Source organism: Paenibacillus sp. NPDC101420, assembly GCF_050277435.1.
Classification (GTDB): domain Bacteria; phylum Bacillota; class Bacilli; order Paenibacillales; family Paenibacillaceae; genus Paenibacillus_AQ.
Window position 1 is genome coordinate 42,156 of sequence record NZ_JBNNSE010000013.1, and the last position, 22,804, is coordinate 64,959.

Annotated in this window: 24 protein-coding genes, 1 rRNA gene and 1 other annotated feature; all 25 genes read right to left on the bottom strand. The window is 45.0% G+C overall.

Annotation, left to right across the window (positions count from 1 at the left end; genetic code table 11):
* Positions 1 to 7 precede the first annotated feature (7 nt).
* Complete coding sequence (gene rplJ / locus ACQKMP_RS29765) at positions 8 to 511, bottom strand: 50S ribosomal protein L10 (protein WP_042192187.1); 504 nt, start codon at positions 509 to 511, stop codon at positions 8 to 10.
* A gap of 64 nt (positions 512 to 575) precedes the next feature.
* Positions 576 to 728: a sequence feature (ribosomal protein L10 leader region), on the bottom strand.
* A gap of 67 nt (positions 729 to 795) precedes the next feature.
* Positions 796 to 1,488, bottom strand: a complete 693-nt coding sequence (gene rplA / locus ACQKMP_RS29770) for a 50S ribosomal protein L1 (RefSeq protein WP_036680504.1) — start codon at positions 1,486 to 1,488, stop codon at positions 796 to 798.
* Positions 1,489 to 1,570: 82 nt separating this feature from the next.
* Complete coding sequence (gene rplK / locus ACQKMP_RS29775) at positions 1,571 to 1,996, bottom strand: 50S ribosomal protein L11 (RefSeq protein ID WP_042131235.1); 426 nt, start codon at positions 1,994 to 1,996, stop codon at positions 1,571 to 1,573.
* 75 nt (positions 1,997 to 2,071) lie between these two features.
* Positions 2,072 to 2,605: a transcription termination/antitermination protein NusG gene (nusG, locus tag ACQKMP_RS29780; protein WP_036680499.1), complete on the bottom strand. Its 534-nt coding sequence runs from the start codon at positions 2,603 to 2,605 to the stop codon at positions 2,072 to 2,074.
* 21 nt (positions 2,606 to 2,626) lie between these two features.
* Positions 2,627 to 2,818, bottom strand: coding sequence for a preprotein translocase subunit SecE (secE, locus tag ACQKMP_RS29785; protein ID WP_036680497.1), 192 nt, complete (start codon positions 2,816 to 2,818; stop codon positions 2,627 to 2,629).
* A gap of 20 nt (positions 2,819 to 2,838) precedes the next feature.
* Positions 2,839 to 2,988: a 50S ribosomal protein L33 gene (gene rpmG, locus ACQKMP_RS29790; RefSeq protein WP_076099620.1), complete on the bottom strand. Its 150-nt coding sequence runs from the start codon at positions 2,986 to 2,988 to the stop codon at positions 2,839 to 2,841.
* 391 nt (positions 2,989 to 3,379) lie between these two features.
* A complete protein-coding gene (gene sigH / locus ACQKMP_RS29795) occupies positions 3,380 to 4,024 on the bottom strand; it encodes an RNA polymerase sporulation sigma factor SigH (protein ID WP_036680496.1) in 645 nt (214 codons plus the stop codon).
* Between the two features lie 158 nt (positions 4,025 to 4,182).
* Positions 4,183 to 4,704, bottom strand: coding sequence for an NYN domain-containing protein (locus tag ACQKMP_RS29800; RefSeq protein WP_427472461.1), 522 nt, complete (start codon positions 4,702 to 4,704; stop codon positions 4,183 to 4,185).
* 2 nt (positions 4,705 to 4,706) lie between these two features.
* Positions 4,707 to 5,471 (bottom strand): 23S rRNA (guanosine(2251)-2'-O)-methyltransferase RlmB, encoded by a 765-nt coding sequence (gene rlmB / locus ACQKMP_RS29805; protein WP_042131237.1) that lies wholly within the window; start codon positions 5,469 to 5,471, stop codon positions 4,707 to 4,709.
* A gap of 37 nt (positions 5,472 to 5,508) precedes the next feature.
* Positions 5,509 to 5,943 (bottom strand): Mini-ribonuclease 3, encoded by a 435-nt coding sequence (locus tag ACQKMP_RS29810; protein ID WP_042192194.1) that lies wholly within the window; start codon positions 5,941 to 5,943, stop codon positions 5,509 to 5,511.
* Positions 5,940 to 7,349, bottom strand: coding sequence for a cysteine--tRNA ligase (cysS, locus tag ACQKMP_RS29815; RefSeq protein ID WP_042192197.1), 1,410 nt, complete (start codon positions 7,347 to 7,349; stop codon positions 5,940 to 5,942). The genes ACQKMP_RS29810 and cysS overlap by 4 nt, the downstream gene beginning before the upstream one ends.
* 49 nt (positions 7,350 to 7,398) lie before the next feature.
* On the bottom strand, positions 7,399 to 8,091 hold the full coding sequence (gene cysE / locus ACQKMP_RS29820; protein ID WP_042192199.1) for a serine O-acetyltransferase: 693 nt from the start codon (positions 8,089 to 8,091) through the stop codon (positions 7,399 to 7,401).
* Between the two features lie 511 nt (positions 8,092 to 8,602).
* Entirely contained in the window at positions 8,603 to 10,066 is a 1,464-nt protein-coding gene (gene gltX / locus ACQKMP_RS29825) for a glutamate--tRNA ligase (protein WP_339267428.1), read from the bottom strand.
* 53 nt (positions 10,067 to 10,119) lie between these two features.
* Positions 10,120 to 10,608, bottom strand: coding sequence for a 2-C-methyl-D-erythritol 2,4-cyclodiphosphate synthase (gene ispF / locus ACQKMP_RS29830; RefSeq protein WP_042192203.1), 489 nt, complete (start codon positions 10,606 to 10,608; stop codon positions 10,120 to 10,122).
* A complete protein-coding gene (gene ispD, locus ACQKMP_RS29835; protein ID WP_042192206.1) occupies positions 10,605 to 11,303 on the bottom strand; it encodes a 2-C-methyl-D-erythritol 4-phosphate cytidylyltransferase in 699 nt (232 codons plus the stop codon). The genes ispF and ispD overlap by 4 nt, the downstream gene beginning before the upstream one ends.
* Positions 11,304 to 11,398: 95 nt before the next feature.
* Positions 11,399 to 12,487, bottom strand: coding sequence for a PIN/TRAM domain-containing protein (locus ACQKMP_RS29840; protein WP_339267430.1), 1,089 nt, complete (start codon positions 12,485 to 12,487; stop codon positions 11,399 to 11,401).
* A gap of 179 nt (positions 12,488 to 12,666) precedes the next feature.
* Positions 12,667 to 13,404 (bottom strand): CDP-diacylglycerol--serine O-phosphatidyltransferase, encoded by a 738-nt coding sequence (pssA, locus tag ACQKMP_RS29845; RefSeq protein WP_042192208.1) that lies wholly within the window; start codon positions 13,402 to 13,404, stop codon positions 12,667 to 12,669.
* A 64-nt stretch (positions 13,405 to 13,468) separates the two neighbouring features.
* Positions 13,469 to 14,545: a DNA integrity scanning diadenylate cyclase DisA gene (disA, locus tag ACQKMP_RS29850; protein ID WP_042131246.1), complete on the bottom strand. Its 1,077-nt coding sequence runs from the start codon at positions 14,543 to 14,545 to the stop codon at positions 13,469 to 13,471.
* Between the two features lie 14 nt (positions 14,546 to 14,559).
* Positions 14,560 to 15,927 carry a DNA repair protein RadA gene (radA, locus tag ACQKMP_RS29855; protein WP_042131247.1) on the bottom strand — a complete coding sequence of 456 codons (1,368 nt, stop codon included), beginning with the start codon at positions 15,925 to 15,927 and terminating at the stop codon, positions 14,560 to 14,562.
* Positions 15,928 to 16,119: 192 nt separating this feature from the next.
* The gene (gene clpC, locus ACQKMP_RS29860; protein WP_042131248.1) at positions 16,120 to 18,588 is read right to left on the bottom strand and encodes an ATP-dependent protease ATP-binding subunit ClpC; all 2,469 of its coding nucleotides are present in this window, start codon (positions 18,586 to 18,588) and stop codon (positions 16,120 to 16,122) included.
* A gap of 35 nt (positions 18,589 to 18,623) precedes the next feature.
* The gene (locus tag ACQKMP_RS29865; RefSeq protein WP_042192210.1) at positions 18,624 to 19,688 is read right to left on the bottom strand and encodes a protein arginine kinase; all 1,065 of its coding nucleotides are present in this window, start codon (positions 19,686 to 19,688) and stop codon (positions 18,624 to 18,626) included.
* A 28-nt stretch (positions 19,689 to 19,716) separates the two neighbouring features.
* Entirely contained in the window at positions 19,717 to 20,241 is a 525-nt protein-coding gene (locus ACQKMP_RS29870; protein ID WP_042192214.1) for a UvrB/UvrC motif-containing protein, read from the bottom strand.
* A 30-nt stretch (positions 20,242 to 20,271) separates the two neighbouring features.
* Positions 20,272 to 20,733 carry a CtsR family transcriptional regulator gene (locus ACQKMP_RS29875; protein ID WP_042131251.1) on the bottom strand — a complete coding sequence of 154 codons (462 nt, stop codon included), beginning with the start codon at positions 20,731 to 20,733 and terminating at the stop codon, positions 20,272 to 20,274.
* Positions 20,734 to 21,120: 387 nt separating this feature from the next.
* Positions 21,121 to 22,293 (bottom strand): GNAT family N-acetyltransferase, encoded by a 1,173-nt coding sequence (locus tag ACQKMP_RS29880; RefSeq protein ID WP_427472466.1) that lies wholly within the window; start codon positions 22,291 to 22,293, stop codon positions 21,121 to 21,123.
* Positions 22,294 to 22,712: 419 nt separating this feature from the next.
* A 5S ribosomal RNA gene (gene rrf, locus ACQKMP_RS29885) occupies positions 22,713 to 22,804 on the bottom strand; the annotation flags it as partial.

Consider the following 22,804-nt stretch of genomic DNA (forward strand, 5'->3'; position numbering starts at 1 on the left):
CAAAGGCTTACGCGCTTTGTTCTTCTTTTTCAGCAACAGCTTTAACTGCAAGCGCGAAGTTGCGCATTGGAGCTTGAAGTACGCTAAGCAGCATGGACAGCAAACCATCGCGGGATGGAAGCTCAGCCAGTGCTTTCAATTGGTCCGCGTCGATGACACGTCCTTCTACTACGCCGCCTTTCAATTTCAAAGCGTCGTTTTTCTTGGCGAAATCGTTCAAAATTTTAGCTGGAGCTACTGCATCAGTTGTGCTGAATGCGATAGCTGTTGGACCAGTCAAAACTTCATCCAACTCAGTCAACTCAGCCGCAGCAGTTGCGCGACGTAGCAATGTGTTCTTCAGGACTTGAAACTCAACGCCAGCTTCACGAAGTTGCTTACGCAGTTCAGTCACTTGGGAAACGTTCAATCCGCGATAGTCCGCTACAACAGTCGAAAGACTGTTTTGCAGTTTCGCAGTAACAACGTCAACCGCATCCTGTTTTGCTTGAATTACTTTTGCATTTGCCAATGTATACACCTCCTGAAAATTTATGTGTCGGCGTCCTTTCCAAGGAAAGCATCACCGCTCCTACGCAGGCATTAGAAAAGCCTCCGCAGAATCACGAAGGCTTGATAAAACGAAAGTTATACGAGCGAGCTCGTTACTTCTTGTTTCTATCACAACACCTCGGTAGGGAATTAAGCACTAAGGCACCTACTGTCTACGGTAAGCATATTCAAGGTTAAGATTGATACCTTAAGTTTCACAACTGTTATAGATTATCAAAATTGACCCAAAGAGTCAACCCTTATTTATCTGAAGACGGTTGTGTTCACACGAGCGCTAGGACCCATTGTGGAAGAAATCGAGATGCCTTTAAGGTATACACCTTTAGCAGCAGCTGGTTTCGCACGGTTCAAAGCGTCGATAAGAGCTTTAAGGTTATCGTTCAATTGTGCAGCATCAAAGGACACTTTGCCGATTGGCGCGTGAATTTGACCTGCTTTGTCAAGACGATATTCGATTTTACCGGCTTTGATTTCTTGCACAGCCTTGGAAACATCGAATGTAACTGTGCCAGCTTTAGGGTTAGGCATAAGACCTTTACCACCAAGCAGACGACCCAGTTTACCGACTTCACTCATCATATCAGGTGTAGCTACGCAGACATCAAATTCAAACCAGCCTTGTTGAATTTTGTTGATCATGTCTTGATCACCAACAAAATCCGCGCCAGCAGCTTCTGCCTCTTTCGCTTTTTCACCTTTTGCAAATACAAGCACGCGTTGTGTTTTACCAGTGCCGTGAGGCAGGACAACAACACCACGAACTGCTTGGTCTTGTTTACGCGGGTCTACACCCAGACGAACTGCTGCTTCAACGGTTTCGTCGAATTTTGCAGTCGCTGCCTTTTTCACAAGCTCTACAGCTTCTGAAGGCTCGTAAGTTGCTTCGCTGTTGATCAGCTTAGCAGCTTCTTGGTATTTCTTACCATGTTTAGCCATGAAAATGTTCCTCCTTTGTGGTGTTAGCGGAAATTCCTCCCACATACTTGCGGGTCACGAATGACCGATTCTTCGAAAACTACTAGTCTTCGATTGTGATACCCATACTGCGAGCAGTACCTTCAACCATACGCATTGCAGCTTCTACAGATGCAGCGTTAAGGTCTGGCATTTTTGTTTCAGCAATTTCACGAACCGCAGCGCGGCCGATTTTTGCTACTTTTTTCTTGTTTGGTTCGCCGGATCCTTTTTCTACTTTAGCAGCGATGCGAAGCAGAACAGCAGCCGGAGGAGTTTTAGTGATGAACGTAAAGGAACGGTCTTCAAATACTGTAATTTCAACCGGAATGATCAAGCCAGCCTGGTCGGCAGTACGAGCATTAAATTCCTTACAGAATGCCATTATGTTGACACCTGCTTGACCTAACGCCGGACCTACTGGAGGCGCTGGATTCGCTTTCCCTGCAGGAATCTGCAGTTTCACCATTTTAATAACTTTTTTAGCCATGAGTGACACCTCCTTGCAAAAATAGTGGTCTTCGAACGCCATTGGCGCTCTCCCACAAGAAACCCTTAGCTTATGTTATATTTTCTCCACTTGAGTGAAATCCAACTCTAGCGGGGTTTCCCGTCCAAACATGTTCACATGCACTTTGATCTTGCTCTTGTCAGCCAAAATTTCTTCCACGGATCCCACAAAATTCGCAAACGGACCAACCATAATACGTACGGATTCCTTGATTTCGAAATCAATCTTCGCTTTAGGTTCAACCATGCCCATATGCTTCAGAATTTGTTCTACCTCTTCCGGAAGCAAAGCTGTTGGTTTAGACCCTGAGCCTGTCGAACCAACAAATCCAGTAACGCCCGGAGTATTGCGGACAACATACCAGGAATCATCAGTCTGAACCATTTCCACCAAAACATAACCCGGGTAAACTTTACGCATAACGGTTTTTTTCTTACCGTCTTTGTTTACGATTTCTTCTTCCATAGGAACAAGAACGCGGAATATTTTGTCTTCCATGCCCATGGACTCAACGCGCTTTTCCAAATTGGCTTTGACCTTATTCTCATACCCAGAATAGGTATGAACGACATACCATCTTTTTTCCATATCAAGCCACCTGGGACCTCTCTAAATAATCGCTTCAATCACAGCGGAAATACCGATGTCCAGAACCCAGAAGTAAATAGCGACAACTACAATTGTACCGAGAACGATCAATGTATAGTTGGTCAATTCTTTACGACTTGGCCAGCGAACTTTTTTGAGTTCACTCCAGCTCTCAGTGAAAAAGGAAAACATAGACTTGAAACTACGTTTCATGCCGACTACACCTCCACAGACTATCTGGTTTCGCGATGAGGAGTTTGCGAGTTACAATACTTGCAAAATTTCTTCATCTCCATGCGGTCGGGGTGATTTCGCTTGTTTTTGGTAGTCGCATAGTTTCTTTGTTTGCAACTTGTACAAGCCAAAGTGATAATTACCCGCATGATGTGCACCTCCCGAGACGTCCTTCTAACAATACAATTAGAAGACGTAAATATTGATCCTAAAAAAAGCCGCGAATTTAGGCCTACCTAAAACACTTTAGCATAATGTCAAGGTCTGTGTCAACGAAAGAATTCCGTTCTGCACTGGGTAATTTCGGGTGTTATAGTCATATGGCCGTACCCTGTCCTTGGGTCTATCTCTTCCTCACACTTCGCTGTCTTCCTTATCATTATGGGGCATTCCGACTGTGTATAAACCTACCCTCAACGGCAACAACTAAAATCGACTCAAATAGAAATTTATGGTGTTAGCTCCTAATTCTATCTAAGCAATTTCATGAGACTAAAAAAAAGAACTCGATGTACGAGCCCTCTTGTGTTCATTATATCATTAATTGTCACGCACTTCTAGATATCTTTCTAATTTCCGCTTTACTCGTTGTAAAGCGTTGTCAATAGATTTCACATGCCGCTTCAGATCTTCAGCAATTTCCTGATAAGATCGTCCGTCTAAATACAACATCAGAACCTTACGCTCTAGGTCACTTAAAATCTCCGCCATCTTATCTTCAAGTCCAATGAATTCTTCTTGATTGATAATTAGCTCTTCTGGATCTAGTACCTGAGTTCCACAAATGACATCCATAAGCGTCCGGTCGGAATCTTCATCATAAATGGGCTTATCCAAAGAAACATAAGAATTGAGCGGAATATGCTTCTGACGCGTGGCCGTCTTAATAGCAGTTATAATCTGACGTGTTATGCAGAGCTCAGCAAAAGCCTTGAATGAAGAGAGCTTGTCACCTTTAAAGTCACGAATAGCCTTATATAGACCAATCATTCCTTCTTGAACAATATCTTCACGATCTGCCCCGATCAAGAAATAAGAGCGGGCTTTAGCACGTACAAAATTACGGTATTTATTAATTAAGTGTTCCAATGCGCCACTGTCGCCACCACGGAAAGCCTCGACAATATCTTCATCACTTATGAAATCATACTCGGATAGCATTATTTCCTTGAGGTCGACACTCACCAAGAATCCCCCCGGCTGCAACGCAAGACACATCGTTACTTCGCGAAATATAGGATCAGTATATATTATGTTACCTTACACCGTCAACCGGATTTGTCCAAAAACAATCTGGAATAGCATAAAATGGAATAAAAATATTACCTAAATCTTTCCTCTTGTCACTGCCTACGCCAATTTTCCAGTTTACTCCGCACATCAGGAGGCAGTTTGTCTTCCAAAGAATGACGTGTAGAGCTGATACTTCCCGGTTCGATAGCTTTTTTCACTTGTTTCTGGTTCTCTTCAATTTCTAGGTGCAATTCTCTTGCAGAAATCCGCAGTGCACCTTGGGCGAAAATAATATGTTGCTCCACAAAGTCACTTGTTGCAACATAGATCTGCCGACGTCGGTTGCTAAATTCTCCAACCAATCGCTCAATGCATTCATCTGCGGTTTCTTTTTCCTTGGTGAAAAACACCTGGACTTTGCCCTGGACAAATGACCGACCCAATCCTGGAACGCGATATGCATCAAACACAGCAATAACTCGTCGTCCTGAGTAAGCCTGGTAATCAGCCAGCAAATCCATCAAGCGGTCGCGTGCTTCCTGCATACCAATCTGGGACAGTGCCGCAAGTTCCGGCCAGCCACCGATCATATTGTACCCGTCCACAAGCAGCACATCGCGCCAGTCGCCCATAGTTATCCCTGCTGTTGCCGAAGGCGTACCACTTCATACATAATGACTCCTGCGGCGACAGAGGCATTTAATGAATTGATCTTTCCGGCCATCGGCAGCTTAAGTAATACATCACATTTTTCACGAATCAGGCGTCCCATTCCTTTATTCTCATTACCGATTACAACAGCTACCGGTCCTGTGAAAATATTGGATCCAAACAGATTCTGATCTGTATCCACATCCGTACCTACTACCCAGACTCCCTGCTCTTTCAGACGATCAATGGTCTGACCTAGGTTAGTCACCCGCGCAACCGGAACATATTCCACGGCACCCGCCGATGTTTTGGAGACGGTAGCAGTAATCTGAGCCGAACGACGTTTAGGTACGATTACTCCGTGCACTCCAGTACAATCTGCTGTCCGCAGAATGGACCCCAGGTTATGAGGATCTTCGATCTCATCCAGCAAAATCAAGAATGCAGGCTCTCCTTTGGCTTCAGCTGCAGCCAGCAGATCATCTACCTCGACATAGGCAAAAGGTGCGGCTTGAGCAACTACCCCCTGATGTTGAACTCCAGGAGCAAGCTGATCCAGCTTACGCTTGTCCACATGCTGAATGACAATCCCCGCTTTACGTGCTTCAGCGACGATTGGTGCGGTCAGATGCTTCTGAGCCGTTTCTGCAATCCATATTTTATTTAATGTACGACCCGCACGAAGCGCCTCAAGCACTGAATGCTTCCCGGCCAATATTTCCTCTTCTGTCTTCAAATCTTCTTCCATGTTCACTTCTCCTATTCTCTATTTCGCAAAAGCCTTATCACGGCTGTTTCAACATAAACTGTATGCCACTGTTCACAATTTCTTGTATTCTCTCCTGTTGACCTGTGTAGTACAAGTAACCTATCAGACACTCAAAAGCAGTAGCATGACGGTATTCAAGCACATCTGCATTCTTAGGAATGCTTCCCGATTTAGCATTTCTCCCCTGACGGGCGACATCTTTTTCCTCTTCCGTGAGACTTGGCTCCAAAAATCCAAGAATTGCACTCTGCGCCTTAGCGGATACAAGTCCTGTAGCAGAGCGATGTAAATGGTTTGGGCGCAAATTCGGAAGAGATACTAAATACTGGCGAACTGACACTTCATAAATGGCATCTCCTACATAGGCAAGCACAATTGGCGAGAGGAGTCGCGCAGGTTTGGAAGGCTCGTAAGGAAACCACCCGTTCTGAAACTTGCGTTCCTCACTCATTTCCGCCGCCACCGCATTCCTTGCGGAGTATCCTCAAGCAATATGCCCAAGCGACCTAATTCATCACGAATCTCATCGGACCGGCTCCAATTCTTATTCTTACGCGCTTCAACCCGCTCCGCGATCAATCGTTCAACTTCTTCACTCGCGATCTCTTCTTCCTCATGCTCAGGTGTCAAACGCAGCACAGCATTCATTTCCCCAAAAGCTTGCAGCAACGCAGCAAAATCAGCAGGGGCTGCTTCACTATTCGCAAGGGTATGGTTTGCAAGACTCACCCAATCAAACATAGCCGTAATCGCATCAGGGGTATTAAAGTCATCCTGCATTCTAGCATGAAAATTGGCCACAATAGCAGATAACTTATCATTAATCTCTAAGCTGACCTCACCCTGAGCACCTTCAGCAGCAAGTTCAAGACGATGCTTAACGTTACTTTCTGCAAGTGAGATACGTTCTACGCTCTTTTCAGCTGAAGTCATTGAATCCACCGAGAAGTTCAACGGATTACGATAATGGGTCGATAGCATGAAATAACGAATAGTTCCAGCTTTAAATTGCCCACGGATATCTTTCACAAGCCATCCGTTACCCAATGATTTCGACATTTTTTCATCACCGATGTTGATAAATCCATTATGCATCCAATAATTAGAGAGTGGCTTACCCGTCAGAGCTTCTGTCTGAGCGCATTCGCATTCATGATGCGGGAACTGCAAATCTTGTCCACCCCCGTGGATGTCCATCGTATCCCCCAAGAACTCTCTTGCCATGGCCGAGCATTCAATATGCCAGCCTGGGCGTCCATTTCCCCACGGGCTCTGCCAGTACACTTCACCTGGTTTTGCTGCTTTCCACAGCACAAAGTCCTCAGGTTTCTCTTTCCGTGAGTCTACCTCCACGCGAATACCAAACTGTAATTCATCTAGATTCTGACGGGACAGCTTACCATAGTCTTCAAATTTGGAAGTACGGTAGTATACATCGCCACCACTCTCGTAGGCATACCCTTTTTCCTCGAGCTCTTTAATGAATCCAATGATCAGCTCCATGCTTTCTGTTACCCGCGGATTCAATGTTGCCGGTTTTACTCCAAGCCCTTCAAGATCCTCACGATAAGCATTAATAAAAATCTCAGCAACCTCTGCTACTGAAGTGTTCATTTCTTCTGCTTTGCGTATCAGTTTATCATCTACATCTGTGAAGTTCGTAACATACCGTACCTCATTGCCGAGTTGCTCCAAATAATTCCGGACCATATCAAAGACAATAATAGGTCTAGCATTTCCGATATGCATATATCCATAAACGGTTGGACCACATACATACATTTTCACTTTGCCCGACTCTTGGGGCACAAACTGCTCCTTGCTGCGTGTCATTGTGTTGTAAATTTGTAAAGCCATCCTATTCCAACCCTTTCTGTTGTCCCGATTCCTTAAGTACCGGATATGCTTAAATTTCGTAATCACCAATGTACTGCTGAGTTTCGACTAGCCGCTGCGCGGTCTTTTGCTTATCTTCTTCGCCAAGCTTCTCTCTGATCTCTTCGATCTCTTTTTGCAGAAAGCGAAGTGAATCTACAAGCGGGTCTGGCATCTTGGTATGATCCAAGCGATCGGATACACGTTCACCGTTACGTTTTACTACACGGCCCGGATTTCCTACTACTGTACTGTTATTTGGAACTTCACGCAGCACAACCGCATTCGAACCTATATTTGAATTGTCGCCGATACGAAACGATCCTAATACCTTCGCACCAGAACCAATAACTACATTGTTGCCAACTGTGGGATGGCGCTTACCTTTTTCTTTCCCTGTCCCCCCAAGTGTAACACCTTGATAGATAATAACATCATCACCGATTTCACAGGTTTCCCCAATAACAATCCCCATACCATGGTCGATAAACAGCCTATTTCCGATGACAGCTCCGGGATGGATTTCAACACCGGTCATAAATCTACTAAACTGTGAGACCATACGGGCCATTGTATACCAGCGGCGTTTGAAAAAAGAATGGGCAATCCGGTGACCCCAAATGGCGTGCAACCCTGCATATGTGAAGACAACCTCGAACCAGCTGCGGGCAGCGGGATCGTTATCAAATACCGCCCGAATGTCCGACTTAATATGCTTAAACATCACGGTTCCTCTCTTCTTGACTCCCCCATCTCCTGTTTACAGGTACACAAGGAAGGTATTGTCTCCAATCCATTATTCTTATCATACATATGCTGTGGGTGTTTGCTTGGTTTGTTATATTAGAAAAGATACCCTGAAACAAAAAAAGCCCCTGCAGCATAAAGCTGCAGAGACGTTTAACCGCGGTTCCACTCTGCTTGAACGAATCAAACAGACTGCTGTTGTTACCATCGGCAGAGTTCCTTCGTTCCACTTGGCATCATTAACGGCGATGTACCCGGCACGGTCTAACGAGCCTTTAGGATCGTTCAACCGTGCAGCTCACAGGCGCATGTTCTGCCCCGGACAAATGAATAACTCCCAGCCCGAAAGGGTATCCCTTTCTCGGTTATTCTCTCTGGCAATTGCCTTTATGGACGTACTTCTCCTGATCACAGCTATTATCATATGTTTCTATCTTAGCGTAAAAGATAAGGGACTGACAAGAGGCTTAATGATAAGTAATACTACCTTAAGCTCCTTTAATTTGTGATTTCAAACGTTCGATGACACGGTTTTGGCCGAGCAAAGCAATCGTTATATTAAGATCACGCCCGTGCGTTTGTCCGGTCAAAGCCACACGTATCGGCATAAAGAGCGCTTTGCCTTTGTGCCCTGTTTCTTTCTGCACTTCCTTAATCAGTACAGCCATATTACTAGCACTGAAATCCTGACAAGCTTCAACCTTAGCTAGGAAAGCAGACAAGACTTCAGGCACTTGGCTTTCCGCCAGAACCTGCGCCGCTTCTGTTTCTAACTCCAGATGGCTGCGGAAGAATAGTTCAGATAGCTCTACGATATCGGAGGCAGAGTTCATCTGCTCTTGATACAGTGCTACAAGGCTTTCTGCCCATGCCTGCTGCTCATCATTCAGCTCAGCCGGTATTTTCCCCGCTTTTTGCAGATGTGGAATCGCTAATGCCGAGATCCGTTTAGGATCAGCATGCTTAATATAGTGATTATTTAGATGCGCCAGCTTGTGCTTATCGAATACAGCCGGACTTTTGGACAAACGGTCCGCATCAAAAATAGAAATAAGTTCTTCTTTACTGAAGATCTCCTCTTCTCCCTCTGGCGACCAGCCCAGTAGAGAAATGAAGTTAACCAAAGCCTCAGGCAAGTAACCCAATTCATCATATTGCTCAATAAATGTAATTACAGATTGATCCCGCTTGCTAAGCTTCTTATGGTTGTCACCGACAATCAGTGTCATATGACCAAATATTGGGGGTTTCCAACCAAGAGCCTCATAGATCATAAGCTGACGTGGTGTGTTGGAAATATGATCTTCCCCACGTAGTACATGGGTGATAGCCATCAAATAATCATCAACAGCTACCGCAAAGTTATAGGTCGGAATTCCGTCCTTCTTCACGATAACAAAATCACCCATTTCTTTCGTATCAAAAGAAATAGTACCTTTTACGATATCATCGAACGTGTACGTACGATCTTCTGGTACACGGAAGCGAATGCTAGCTACTCGTCCCTCAGCTTCAAAGGCAAGGCGTTGTTCTTCCGTCAAATCACGGTGTTTGCCGGAATAACGAGGGGTTTCTCCACGTGCAGTCTGTTCTTCACGTTCTGCTTCCAGTTCTTCCTCTGTGCAGTAACAGCGGTAAGCCAAACCTTTATCCAGCAAATCCTGCCAATATACACGATATAGGTCAAGACGTTCAGTCTGGCGGTAAGGTCCGTACTCTCCGCCAACATCAACACTCTCATCCCAATCCATGCCTAGCCATTTCAAATACTTAAGCTGGCTCTCTTCACCGCCTGCGACATTGCGCTTCACGTCTGTATCTTCAATTCTGATAATGAATTTACCGCCTTTATTACGGGCGAACAGATAGTTAAACAGCGCCGTTCTGGCGTTACCTATATGTAAATGTCCCGTAGGGCTCGGTGCGTAACGCACCCGGACTTGATCCGTCATTATATTCCCTCCGCTTCATATGGTTAAAACTTAGATTTGCTACTTAGACCATCTCAAGATGATATCACATCTTGGAGTAGACAGACAATAGATTGTGCGGCAATTCCTTCACCACGACCGGCAAAACCAAGCTGTTCAGTAGTCGTAGCTTTAACGTTCACCTTGGACGGGTCCGCGTGAAGCGCACGAGCGATAATCTCCGTCATTTGTGGAATGTATGGCGCCATCTTTGGTTTTTGGGCAATAATCGTTGAATCGATATTTCCAAGCTTATAACCTCGCTCGCTAGCAAGTGCCCACACTTGTTCTAATAATTTCAAGCTATCCGCGTCCTTAAACGCTGGATCTGTGTCCGGAAAATGTCTGCCAATATCACCAAGTCCTAGTGCGCCTAGAATCGCGTCACTTACTGCGTGCAGCAGCACATCGGCATCGGAATGTCCTACTAATCCTTTTTCATAAGGAATCGTAACGCCTCCAATAATACAAGGCCTTCCCTCAACCAGTTGATGTACATCAAACCCTTGTCCTACAGCGATCATGATTGTCCCTCTCCCCTGTTTCTTTCTGTGAATTCTGCAAAATCCAAATCATCTGGCGTCGTAATCTTAATATTTCTGTAGCTTCCCTCTACCACAGAAACCGGAATACCAGCACGTTCTGCCAAGCTGGAATCATCAGTACCTAGAAATCCATCCCGCTCCGCGGCCGCATAGGCATCCAGCAATTCAGAAAGACGAAAAGTCTGCGGGGTTTGAATCGCCCACAGACTTCGCCGATCCGGCGTAGACAGTACTTTGCCTTCGTTATCTACCTGTTTGATCGTATCTTTGACTGGTACAGCAAGAACTGAAGCACCGATCTGCTTCGCTCGCTCATAACATGCCTCAATTTCATTCGGCTGCACAAACGGACGAACACCATCATGTACCATTACCCACTGTGTCGTAAGTTTCAACAATCCTTTATGTACGGAATGCTGACGCTCAGATCCACCAGGTACTATAGCCTTAACCTTGTCCAGCTTATAGAGCTGTATCCATTCCCGGCAGCGCTCAATATCTTCCTTACCGGTTACGAGCACGATTTCAGAAATCAATTCGTGCTGCTGAAATACTTCCAGCGTATGAACGATGATTGGTTTCCCCTGCAGTAACAGATATTGCTTGCTCTCTACAGTCCCCATTCGCGTTCCTCTGCCTGCCGCCACAATGACGACGCCCACACTGTTTGACATTACTCTGGCTCCTGTCTTTCACGTATATTCCCATCATAACGTGTTTGGCGGGCATTTCCAACCCATAGGACATTTGCCGTGTACTTTATCTACGCTTATTGTGCTTTTTCCAAGAGCTTTGGCTTCGCAAATATCATCCGTCCAGCTGAAGTTTGAAGCACACTCGTGACGAGAACCTCCATCGTAGTTCCAATATATTCCCGTCCGCCTTCCACAACGATCATTGTTCCATCGTCTAAATAGGCTACGCCTTGTCCATGCTCTTTGCCATCCTTAATGACCTGAACTACGATTTCCTCACCAGGCAACACTACGGGCTTCACGGCATTCGCAAGATCATTAATATTCAGGACTGAGACTCCTTGTAATTCGCAAACCTTATTCAAGTTAAAGTCATTGGTAACTACTTTACCTCGCAGTACCTTCGCTAACTTCACCAGCTTACTATCCACCTCAGAGATTTCTTCAAAATCTCCCTCGTAGATTAATACCTTCACATCGAGCTCTTTTTGGATTTTATTGAGAATATCAAGTCCCCGCCGTCCGCGATTACGTTTCAGTAGATCGGAAGAATCTGCGATATGCTGGAGCTCCTCAAGTACGAATTCCGGTATGACAATCGTTCCCTCAATAAATCCAGTTTTGCAAATGTCGGCGATCCGACCATCAATAATAACGCTCGTATCGAGGATTTTATGTTCCTCCAGGCCACGACCTTCCGGTTCAGCCGCTTGCCCCCAGCGTCCAGTTGTCCAAAGTGCAGCTAGTTCCTCTTTTTTCTCCAGACCGATCCGCAGCCCCATATATCCAAAAGCTAACGTAACGGGTACCTGCAGCAACTGCCCAGCTTTTCCAAGCCAAATCATAGCAGGATATAACAGAAGAGATAGCAAAAGCCCTCCTGTAAGCCCAGCTGCACCTGCAGCCAATTCATTCATTGGTATACGCGAACAGTACAGAACCGCCTCCCGCAGTTTTGAACCTCCCCATTCCGCGCATAAAGACCCCGCAAACAAAAAAATAATGGCACCCAGCACCGTAAATAAAATGCTTCCTTCTACAGGTAAACTTTCACTCAGCTTTTCCATCCCCTTGGGGAATCCTTTTTCAAGCGCATGGTATAGCGAAAAACCAGACCAAGCACCACATATTAAAGCAAAAGACAATATCACTTTTTTCCACATAACCTAACGCACCTCCTTTTTATTCATCCTTGAATGATCTATACCTCACCAGTATGTTCCAATTTTCAAGACGATAAACTTGGGGTAGCGCTGGAAATGCAAAAAGGCTTTGCCATCCCCTAAGGACGACAAAGCCTCTAGCTATAATTATATTAGTTCAACCTTACTACAAGACTGCTTTAACCGTTCTTCGAGTGATACACTTTATCTTCAGAACGTCTTCTACGACGGTGACGGCGTCTGGCTGTCAATCGATCGATGTTTTGTTTAAAACCATATAACGCGTAAATCCCAAGTAAGACGAAGATTAGCTTAGCGATTTGTTCAGGGAACACAACAGCAACAGCCACGGCAACAACAATGACTACTGGCGCTCCGACAACCACTTTTTTAGGTAATCCAACCTTCTTAAAATTAGGATATTTAACAGTGCTGACCATCAAATATGATAAGAGCAATGTAGCCACGATCATAAATGGAGCAGAAACATCTTTATTAAAAAGAGCTAATGTGGCAAGCACACCACCAGCAGCAGGAATTGGCAATCCGATGAAATAACCAGGAACTCCTGGATGAACATTAAAGCGAGCTAGGCGCAATGCACCAAACACCGGGAAAATTGCAGTTACTGTCCAGGCTAATGCAGAATTTAAATCATGCAGGCTTGAGACGTACATAATAACAGCCGGTGCTACTCCAAAAGAAACGACATCAGACAAAGAGTCCAGTTCCTTACCAAATTCACTCTCACATTTAAGTGCACGAGCAACTCGGCCATCCAATCCGTCTAACAGCATAGCAATAATAACCATGATAGCGGCCATGCTAACTTTACCGTCAAACGCCATCATGATACCAAACATTCCGAGCATCAAGTTACCTATGGTAAAAAGACTCGGAATTGATTTTTGTATCATTTCTTCACCTCAATTTTCTCACATTGGCCTTAAACAGCTCCAATATTACGTGATTGTATGTTATTTACATTTGCCTGTCAATAAGAACTTGCTTCTGTAAACGTTTGAGCCCATCCTGAATATTACGAGCCCGCACCTCCCCAATTCCGTCCACTTCATCCAGTTCAGCTATGCTTGCAGACATCAAATTAGGCAGCATTTCAAACCGCTCCACCAGATTATGAATGATCACATTTGGAAGCCGTGGAATCTTGTTGAGCAGACGATATCCACGCGGAGTAACCACCTCTTCGGAAGAAATTGCCGTAGAAGAGTAGCCCAGCAATCGAGCAATATGGTTGTCATCCATTAGGTCATCATCACTAATACGTTTGAGACCGGCAATAATTTCACGAATTTTATCTTCTTGCTCTTCCTTAGCATAGTCTCTGTATAGGAGCCATGCTTCTTCCTCTGTATTTCCAACCAGTTCTTCCATCTGCATGCTGATTAAGCGTCCTTCATTGCCTAGTTCATTTATATATCGTTTGATCTCCATTTTTATGCGTAGAACCATCTCTACCCGCTGAATCACTCCGACCACTTCAGCTACGGTGACGATTCCCTCATACTCCGAAGCAGACAAATTCGTCAGTCCTTGTGTAAGAACCGCTTTGTACTTTTCGAGGGTCTGAATCGCTTGATTAGCTTTAGCCAAAATAGCTCCGATTTCTTTTAACGCATACCGAATGGAACCTTGATACAGGGTAATAATATTGCGGCGCTGTGAAATAGAAACAACCAGTTTACCTGTTTGCTTCGCTACGCGCTCGGCGGTCCGGTGACGAATGCCTGTCTCGATTGAAGAGATGGACGAATCCGGAATTAGCTGTGTATTTGCATACAAAATTCGTTTCAAATCCTCACTAAGAATAATGGCACCGTCCATTTTGGCGAGCTCATATAAATAATTGGGCGAAAAATCGCAGTTAATGGAGAATCCTCCATCCACTACCTCCATCACCTCAGGACTATACCCAACGACGATTAGTGCTCCCGTCTTAGCGCGCAGCACATTCTCAAGACCTTCCCGAAAGGGTGTCCCCGGTGCCGCCAGTCTGAGCAGATCATTCATATTCTCTAATTGGTTATATTCTTTCATAATCCCTGTGCCCCCTAATCTAACGCGACCGATAGTGCATCTGCTACGGTACTGACGCCAATAATCTGGATATCTTGCGGGTGCTTCCAGCCCTTCAAACTTTTCTCTGGCATGATCACCCGCCGGAAGCCTAGCTTCGCGGCCTCCTTCACACGCATTTCCGCGCGTGAAACACCTCTTACTTCACCTGTAAGTCCTACTTCACCGAAGAAAACATCGTAAGGTTTTGTTGAAATATCACGAAAGCTGGAAGCGATACTAACAGCTACTGCTAAATCTATCGCCGGTTCATCCAGCTTCACGCCTCCAGCAACATTAAGGTATGCATCCTGATTTTGCAGGAACATGCCCATCCGCTTCTCAAGTACAGCGATAATGAGTGCCATCCGCTGGTGATCCATACCTGTGCACACCCGGCGTGGGGAGGGGAAATGAGTGGCAGCGATAAGAGCCTGAAGCTCAACAAGCACCGGTCTAGTCCCTTCCATACTAGCCACGACTGTAGATCCGGCTACGCCGAGTGGACGCTCCGATAAGAAGAGCTCCGATGGATTTTCTACTTCTGTTAGACCCACTTCACCCATTTCGAAAATGCCGATTTCATTCGTTGAACCGAAGCGGTTCTTTACAGCCCGCAGGAGTCTATACGTATGATGCCGCTCTCCCTCAAAATACAGCACACAATCCACCATATGTTCAAGCATCCGTGGGCCTGCAATAGCGCCTTCCTTGGTGACATGCCCAACGAGAACTGTAGCAATTCCCCGAATCTTAGCGATACGCATAAATCTTGTCGTACATTCCCGAACCTGGGTCACACTGCCTGGCGCACTAGTTACTTCTGGCATAAATACAGTCTGAATCGAATCGATAACAAGAAATTGCGGCTGAATTTGTTCAATCGCTTCTTCTATGCTTTCCATATTCGTCTCACATAGTACATATAGCTCAGCTGACAACGCACCGAGGCGATCCGCACGTAGTTTAGTTTGCCTTACCGATTCTTCGCCCGAAATGTACAGCACTCGCAATCCCTGAGTTGTCAGAGCATGCGACGTCTGTAATAAGAGCGTAGATTTACCGATTCCTGGGTCTCCCCCTACTAGTACCAGCGATCCTGGCACGATCCCCCCACCGAGAACACGGTTAAGCTCACCTATACCTGTCAGTATGCGCGGTTCCTTGTCACTTTCTATACTTATGATCGATTGTGCCTTTTCTTTACTATGAAAAATAGGGGCATTCATTCCCTGTGTTTTGACTACGCTTTCCGTTTCCTCCACCATGGAGTTCCAAGCTTGGCACCCGGGACATTTTCCGAACCATTTTGGCGATTCGTATCCACAATCGGTGCAAAAAAATTTAGTTTTTGGTTTAGCCATTTGTTCTCCTTACGGTCCGAACTTTTAAATTGCGGATATTTTCTTCTAATGAAAGTTTACCATTTCTGCCCCTTTAACGAAAGGTCATTCGGAATTTGTACTAAATGTATATTTTTAAGTGATAAATTTATATTAAAAAAGCTTCCGCCCCTCTATAAACTGAGGAGCGGAAGCTTTTTTTATTCCGTTTTTTTATTCGGATTCTACTTCTTTTTCAAGCAATGGAGCTACAGGAGCATCCACTTTATTCACTACAAGTTCTCCGCCAACTTCATCAATGTTGAGCGAATCACCCTTTTGGATATTTCCTCTCAACAATTCCTCGGAAAGACGGTCTTCAATATGCTTCTGAATCGCACGACGTAATGGACGTGCACCAAAGGCTGGGTCGTAACCTTCCTTAGCCAGGAAAGCCTTCGCCGCATCTGTGAGAACGAAATCAACATCATATTCACGCAGCCGCTTGCGCAGCTCATCAGACATCAATGTAACGATTTCAGCAATATGCTTCTCATCGAGGGAATGGAAGACGATGATTTCGTCAATCCGGTTCAAGAACTCAGGACGGAAGCTCTTCTTAAGCTCTTCCATAACCTTGCCCTTCATATTACCGTATTCTGCTCCAGCATCTTGCACAGCTGTGAATCCAAGTGTCGAATTCTTCTTGATCGCTTGTGCGCCTACGTTAGAAGTCAGAATAATTAATGTATTACGGAAATCGACTACCCGTCCTTTAGAGTCAGTCAAACGACCGTCTTCAAGAACTTGCAGCAGAATATTGAATACTTCTGGGTGCGCTTTTTCAATTTCATCAAGCAGCACTACAGAATAAGGTTTACGGCGTACCTTCTCGGTTAATTGGCCACCTTCTTCATAGCCAACATATCCAGGAGGGGCTCCGACTAAGCGGGACGTGGAGTGCTTCTCCATGTATTCCGACATATCAATACGAATGACCGCATTCTCATCGCCGAACATGGCTTCAGCCAATGCACGAGCCAACTCAGTTTTACCTACACCAGTAGGACCGAGGAAGATAAAGGAACCCATTGGACGTTTCGGATCTTTAAGACCCGCACGCGCACGGCGTAGTGCCCGGCTAACTGCCTTAACAGCTTCGTCCTGACCGATCACTCGTTCATGCAGTAAAGCCTCCATGTTAAGTAGACGGTCGGTCTCCTCTTCCTTCAGCTTGCTTACAGGTATACCCGTCCAGCTAGCTACAACCTGTGCGATGTCTTCAGGTGTAACCTCTGAATCCGTGCGACCCTGTTTTTCTTTCCATTGATTCTTAGTCGTATCAAGCTCTTCACGGATTTTTTGCTCTGTATCACGCAAGGCCGCCGCTTTTTCAAACTCTTGACTCTGCACTGCGGAATCTTTCTCCTTGCGGATATCATCCAAGCGCATTTCAAGTTCCTTCAGATTTGGCGGGATGGTGTAAGAGTGAAGCCTTACTTTAGATCCTGCTTCATCGATAAGGTCAATCGCTTTATCTGGCAGGAAACGGTCCGGGATGTAACGGTCGGACAACTTCACTGCTTCCACTATAGCTTCATCCGTAATCTTCACACGGTGATGCGCTTCATAACGATCGCGAAGTCCGAAAAGAATTTGGACCGCTTCCTCTGGAGAAGGTTGATCCACCGTAATCGGTTGGAAACGACGCTCCAATGCTGCATCTTTTTCAATATATTTACGATATTCGTCAAGCGTAGTCGCACCAATGCACTGAAGTTCTCCACGGGCTAACGCCGGTTTCAGAATGTTAGATGCGTCAATCGCACCTTCCGCGCCACCAGCACCGATTAGCGTATGAAGCTCATCGATAAAGAGCACGATATTACCTGCTTGGCGAATCTCATCCATAATTTTCTTGAGGCGGTCTTCAAACTCACCGCGATATTTTGTTCCAGCCACTACTGAGCCCATGTCGAGCGTCATGACGCGTTTGTCGCGAAGTGTTTCTGGGATTTCATTATTGATAATCTTTTGTGCAAGTCCTTCAGCGATAGCTGTTTTACCAACACCAGGTTCACCGATCAGTACCGGGTTATTCTTAGTCCGGCGACTCAGTACCTGAATAACACGTTCAATTTCTTTACTACGGCCGATAACTGGATCTAGATTGCCCTCCTTAGCATAGGCGGTCAAATCGCGCGCAAGACCATCTAGGGTCGGTGTGCTGACGTTAGCCGGAGTCCCGCTATGACTAGAGGCAGCCTCGCTGCTTCCTAGGAGCTGAAGAACTTGTTGACGAGCTTTGTTCAAGCTGATGCCGAGGTTATTAAGCACACGAGCTGCGACACCTTCCCCTTCACGGATAAGTCCAAGCAAAATATGCTCAGTGCCAACATACGTATGACCCAATTTGCGGGCTTCGTCCATCGACAGCTCAATCACTTTTTTAGCGCGAGGAGTATAAGCAATGTTCGTAGGCTGTTCTTGACCTCTGCCAATCAGTGTCTCCACTTCGTCCTGGATTTTTTCAAGACCTAGCCCTAAAGCTATTAATGCCTTAGCAGCAATGCCGTCTCCTTCACGAATAAGTCCGAGCAAAATATGTTCTGTACCAATATTGTTGTGTCCTAAACGAACAGCTTCTTCCTGCGCCAACGCTAGCACTTTTTGTGCGCGTTCCGTAAATCTTCCAAACATCATATCTCCTGCACCTCCATGAATAATAAATATCTATATTAATGTTGTGTTCCCAGTGTCTCTCGGAGCAGTTTTGCCCGATACATATCTCGTTCAGTAGCGTTCAGCTCATCGCCGAACATCTTTTGCAGAAATCCTGGCTGTGTCTTAACGTTAAGTTCATTAAGCACTGAAATCGAAAGACCTTCCAGAATGCCAAGGTCAACCCCAAGTCTCACATCAGACAGGCGTTGAGCAGATTCTTTAAGCTCCATAAGAGCTGCATAACATAAAATTCCGTAAGAACGTTTCACTCGGTCTGTTATTCTCAGGGCGGAATCAACAAGCAACCGTTCACGTGCATTTCGCTCATGCTCTATAATCTGGGTAACTACACTGTGAAGGTTCTCTATAATTTCACTTTCCGTTTGACCGAGAGTGATCTGATTAGAAATTTGAAAGATGTTCCCTACTGCTTCGCTACCCTCACCGTAAATTCCTCTTACAGTCAATCCCACTTGGTTTACTGCAGACAATATGCGATTGATCTGATGAGTCATTACAAGCGCTGGTAGATGCAGCATTACCGAGGCACGAAGCCCAGTACCAACATTGGTGGGACAACTAGTCAAATATCCTCTTTTATCATCAAAAGCGTAATTGACAGCTGCCTCGAATATATCATCGATCGCCGTCGCACGATCCCATGCTTCTCTAACCTGAAGACCAGGAAACAGACATTGGATTCGCAGATGGTCCTCTTCGTTAATCATGATGCTGACCGACTCATCTTCATTTAATAAGACAGCCGCACTGCGCGAATCATTAGCCAAGTTAGGACTGATTAGATGCTTCTCAACCAGTACCTTTTTGTCCAGTTCATTCACTTCATCAAGCTTTAGGAGTTGAAAAGATCCGAAATCTGCAGCTGCTTCCTCATGAAACACAGGAGCCAGTAGCTCTAATACTTCTTCCGATTGCTCTAAGGAAGCCAGCATTGGGAACGGAAGATGCTCTAGATTACGGGCAATACGCATACGACTGCTAATTACAATCTCAGAATGACTACCTCCAGAACGCATCCAATCACTAAGCGCTTGTTCAGTAAATCGGAGACTTGACATGTCATATCCCCCCTATATATCAAAGACTTTACTCTTGTGCTATTTCTTTTTCAAGTTTACGAATCTGATCTCGCAGCTCCGCTGCTTTCTCGAATTCTTCTTGTGTAATACTTTGCTGTAATTCCTGCTTGAGTTCATCAATTTGGCGTCTAAACACAATCTGAGCTCCTGCACGTTTCGGAATCTTACCTACATGTGAAGTACTGCCGTGCACTCGCTTAAAAAGCGGGTCCAGTGCGCTGTTAAAATATTCATAACAGGAGCTACAGCCAAAACGGCCTAATTTACTAAACTGGGAGTACGTCATCCCACAATTCTCACATTGCAGACTCTGCGTTGTCTTCGTTGCAGCCGACTTCTCCTTGCCGGCACCTTCAAGATCAAGCAGACCTGAGAGCAGACTGTGGATGGAGAATCCTCCAGCCGTTCCGGGAATGAGTTCACCCTTCTCCCGTGCACAGCTCTCGCAGATATGAAACTCCGTCTTCTCTCCATTCACGATCTTAGTGAAGTGGAGTGTTGCCGGCTTGACGCCACATTCCTGGCATTGCATAAGCGAAAGCCCCTCCCTTATGGTTGACAATTATTTGCCTAACAAAGAGATTAACATCGCCTTCATAATCTTGGCACGAATCTCATCCCGGTATGGAATCTTAACCGTTAGGCATTCCCGAGAAACAGCAGCGCGCATAAGGCACGCTTCACGCTTACTTAGAAAACCAGCTTCCTCCAGCTGATAAATCAGCCCTTCAGCAGCGTTCTGATCAATCCCGCCACCTATAGTATGGTTTAAATGGGCATGCAGTGCCACGTTTGGTGGTAATTCAAAACGTTGAATACGAATATATCCCCCGCCACCACGCTTACTTTCCACCACATAACCTTTTTCCAGAGTAAAGCGTGTACTGATGACATAATTGATCTGTGACGGTACGCATGAGAACTGGTCCGCCAGGTCATTTCGCTGGATTTCCACCGTACCTTCGGGACTTTCATGCAAAATATTCTTCAGATATTGTTCGATAATATCAGAGATATTGCGCATCACTCATCCTCCAGTGCTTAAATCTTTATAATACCGATTGCAACTTGCATTCATAATGACAATGGTCTTTAATTGAACTTAAACATTTGTGGATAATCCCACGTGTTCAGAGGATCGGATCGCTGTCATTATGCTTCGTTGACTTTGACTTTCTTTGACTTTTTAATATTATAACATATTCTGTGCTAATTCCAAGTGGATTCTCTTATTTTTCACTTTTTTCAGCGAATGTATTCGGAAATAAAGAACTCTCCCAACTTCTTTCGAAGGGGAGAGCCTAATTTTTGTCAAGTATAAACGCCTTCGGTATCCTTATTAGGGCGATAAGCGTTTATGCGAGAAATATAAGGATAATGTATAGCGTGAAACTTATACTTTCTTATATTTTTAAAAATGATCAAATAAAGCTGTCTGTGCTTGTGGAATAATTTCTTCAAACCATTCCAGTGCTGCTGCGTGGCCAGAGACACTTCCATAACGAGCCATCTCTGTTGGTCGTTTGTATCCAAGCATCAAGGCCGTCAAAGTGCCTATATCACAGCTCAAGTCTGCTTCCGCCCGTTCCCCTTCCACTCGTATCAAAGTAGCCGAGCCCTCATTAGAGATATTCCATGCCCATAACCCATCATTCCAAGGTGCATACTTATCTTCGATATATATTAGCTGCTTCTTTTGACTACTATTTCCTCTGAAGGCGTAAGTTTCAATGAATGACTTGGCATTAACAATCCGCCCCATAAAATAAGGATAATTCTCTTGTCCTATACGTGGATCTGGCAGCAAGAAAGGTAACATGTCATCCGAAGGCACTAGCTTTAAGGATGCACCGGTCACCATCGAATCATGGTTCGCAAGAAATGTCCACAGCCCCTGCCGAGCTTGTTCATTCAAAAAAACAAATTCATCAATAACCAGTTCTCTGTTCTCTACCTTATACAGCACATATCCCTCTGGTTCACCACTCTTGGAGTAAAATACTGCACTCTTTCCTTCATCATCTAGAACAGAGTTCTCCCACCAGTCCAAATCGCGCTTAAGTGTCCCGTTATATCTGACAGCGAATCGATTGTATAGGCTATCTAATACTTCGATATCTTTTATATCCCGTTTAACCTTGCCCTCAACTTCGACCTTTTTGGGAAACTTCGCTACTGGAATAGAGTATTTCTTATATTCACAATAAACCTCCCAGCCAAATTTACGATAAAACGGAATCAAGAACGGGTGTAGAAAAGAGAGCGTTTGACCTGCCTCATTCATCGTATGCAGCGCATGAGACAATAGATTTGCCACATGTCCTTGTCTGCGGTTCTCTGGCCATGTAGCCACTCCTGCTATACCACCCATAGGTACCACTCTGCCCTGTATGTAGACTTGGAAAGGTATAATCGTCAATTTAGCTTCCAATGTTCCGTCCTCAAAAGCACCCCATACCTGTTCAGCCTTGAATCTTTCCTTAGCACTTGCCCTTTTTTCACTAGGAAGCTTGTACTGAAAAGCATATTCTGACAAGTTCATGCTTGCATCGAATTCTTCTGAACGTAACTGTCTTATTACCACAAACTCACCTCATCCTTTATAAAATTACTTTTAGGATAAGTATAACAAGAGCTTCAATTGTGCGCTAATCTATTACATTATTTATAACTTTATTTTAGTTATCCACAGCTCTATGCAGTTTTAAAAATAGTCTTGAAATCTTGTCACATCCAAGTTAAAATAGTTATCCACTTATCAATAGCTCTATCCACATAATCCCGGTTATATCCACAGCAACCCGTGTATTACTTAGGTTTTCTGTTGACAGATCCATATAAATATGTATTTAATCCACACTATTTAGAGATTATTTCTCTTTCAATCATCTATCCACATGTGCGTAACTTTTCTGCAAATCCAAATGTTTATCCACAAGTTTTCCACAGCCTATAATAAACGCAAAAAAGCCACTGTCGATTACTCAACAGTGGTCTAATTGTGCTTGGCAACGTCCTACTCTCCCAGGACCCTTCGGTCCAAGTACCATCGGCGCTGGAGGGCTTAACGGTCGTGTTCGGGATGGGTACGCGTG

What these genes read in the sequence shown, in the direction of transcription:
- rplA (WP_036680504.1), bottom strand. Translation starts at nt 1,488, where the DNA reads ATGGCTAAACATGGTAAGAAATACCAAGAAGCTGCTAAGCTGATCAAC.
- rplK (WP_042131235.1), bottom strand. Translation starts at nt 1,996, where the DNA reads ATGGCTAAAAAAGTTATTAAAATGGTGAAACTGCAGATTCCTGCAGGG.
- nusG (WP_036680499.1), bottom strand. Translation starts at nt 2,605, where the DNA reads ATGGAAAAAAGATGGTATGTCGTTCATACCTATTCTGGGTATGAGAAT.
- secE (WP_036680497.1), bottom strand. Translation starts at nt 2,818, where the DNA reads ATGAAACGTAGTTTCAAGTCTATGTTTTCCTTTTTCACTGAGAGCTGG.
- rpmG (WP_076099620.1), bottom strand. Translation starts at nt 2,988, where the DNA reads ATGCGGGTAATTATCACTTTGGCTTGTACAAGTTGCAAACAAAGAAAC.
- ACQKMP_RS29800 (WP_427472461.1), bottom strand. Translation starts at nt 4,704, where the DNA reads ATGGGCGACTGGCGCGATGTGCTGCTTGTGGACGGGTACAATATGATC.
- rlmB (WP_042131237.1), bottom strand. Translation starts at nt 5,471, where the DNA reads ATGGAAGAAGATTTGAAGACAGAAGAGGAAATATTGGCCGGGAAGCAT.
- ACQKMP_RS29810 (WP_042192194.1), bottom strand. Translation starts at nt 5,943, where the DNA reads ATGAGTGAGGAACGCAAGTTTCAGAACGGGTGGTTTCCTTACGAGCCT.
- cysS (WP_042192197.1), bottom strand. Translation starts at nt 7,349, where the DNA reads ATGGCTTTACAAATTTACAACACAATGACACGCAGCAAGGAGCAGTTT.
- cysE (WP_042192199.1), bottom strand. Translation starts at nt 8,091, where the DNA reads ATGTTTAAGCATATTAAGTCGGACATTCGGGCGGTATTTGATAACGAT.
- gltX (WP_339267428.1), bottom strand. Translation starts at nt 10,066, where the DNA reads ATGACGGATCAAGTCCGGGTGCGTTACGCACCGAGCCCTACGGGACAT.
- ispF (WP_042192203.1), bottom strand. Translation starts at nt 10,608, where the DNA reads ATGATCGCTGTAGGACAAGGGTTTGATGTACATCAACTGGTTGAGGGA.
- ispD (WP_042192206.1), bottom strand. Translation starts at nt 11,303, where the DNA reads ATGTCAAACAGTGTGGGCGTCGTCATTGTGGCGGCAGGCAGAGGAACG.
- ACQKMP_RS29840 (WP_339267430.1), bottom strand. Translation starts at nt 12,487, where the DNA reads ATGTGGAAAAAAGTGATATTGTCTTTTGCTTTAATATGTGGTGCTTGG.
- pssA (WP_042192208.1), bottom strand. Translation starts at nt 13,404, where the DNA reads ATGATACAAAAATCAATTCCGAGTCTTTTTACCATAGGTAACTTGATG.
- disA (WP_042131246.1), bottom strand. Translation starts at nt 14,545, where the DNA reads ATGAAAGAATATAACCAATTAGAGAATATGAATGATCTGCTCAGACTG.
- radA (WP_042131247.1), bottom strand. Translation starts at nt 15,927, where the DNA reads ATGGCTAAACCAAAAACTAAATTTTTTTGCACCGATTGTGGATACGAA.
- clpC (WP_042131248.1), bottom strand. Translation starts at nt 18,588, where the DNA reads ATGATGTTTGGAAGATTTACGGAACGCGCACAAAAAGTGCTAGCGTTG.
- ACQKMP_RS29865 (WP_042192210.1), bottom strand. Translation starts at nt 19,688, where the DNA reads ATGTCAAGTCTCCGATTTACTGAACAAGCGCTTAGTGATTGGATGCGT.
- ACQKMP_RS29870 (WP_042192214.1), bottom strand. Translation starts at nt 20,241, where the DNA reads ATGCAATGCCAGGAATGTGGCGTCAAGCCGGCAACACTCCACTTCACT.
- ACQKMP_RS29875 (WP_042131251.1), bottom strand. Translation starts at nt 20,733, where the DNA reads ATGCGCAATATCTCTGATATTATCGAACAATATCTGAAGAATATTTTG.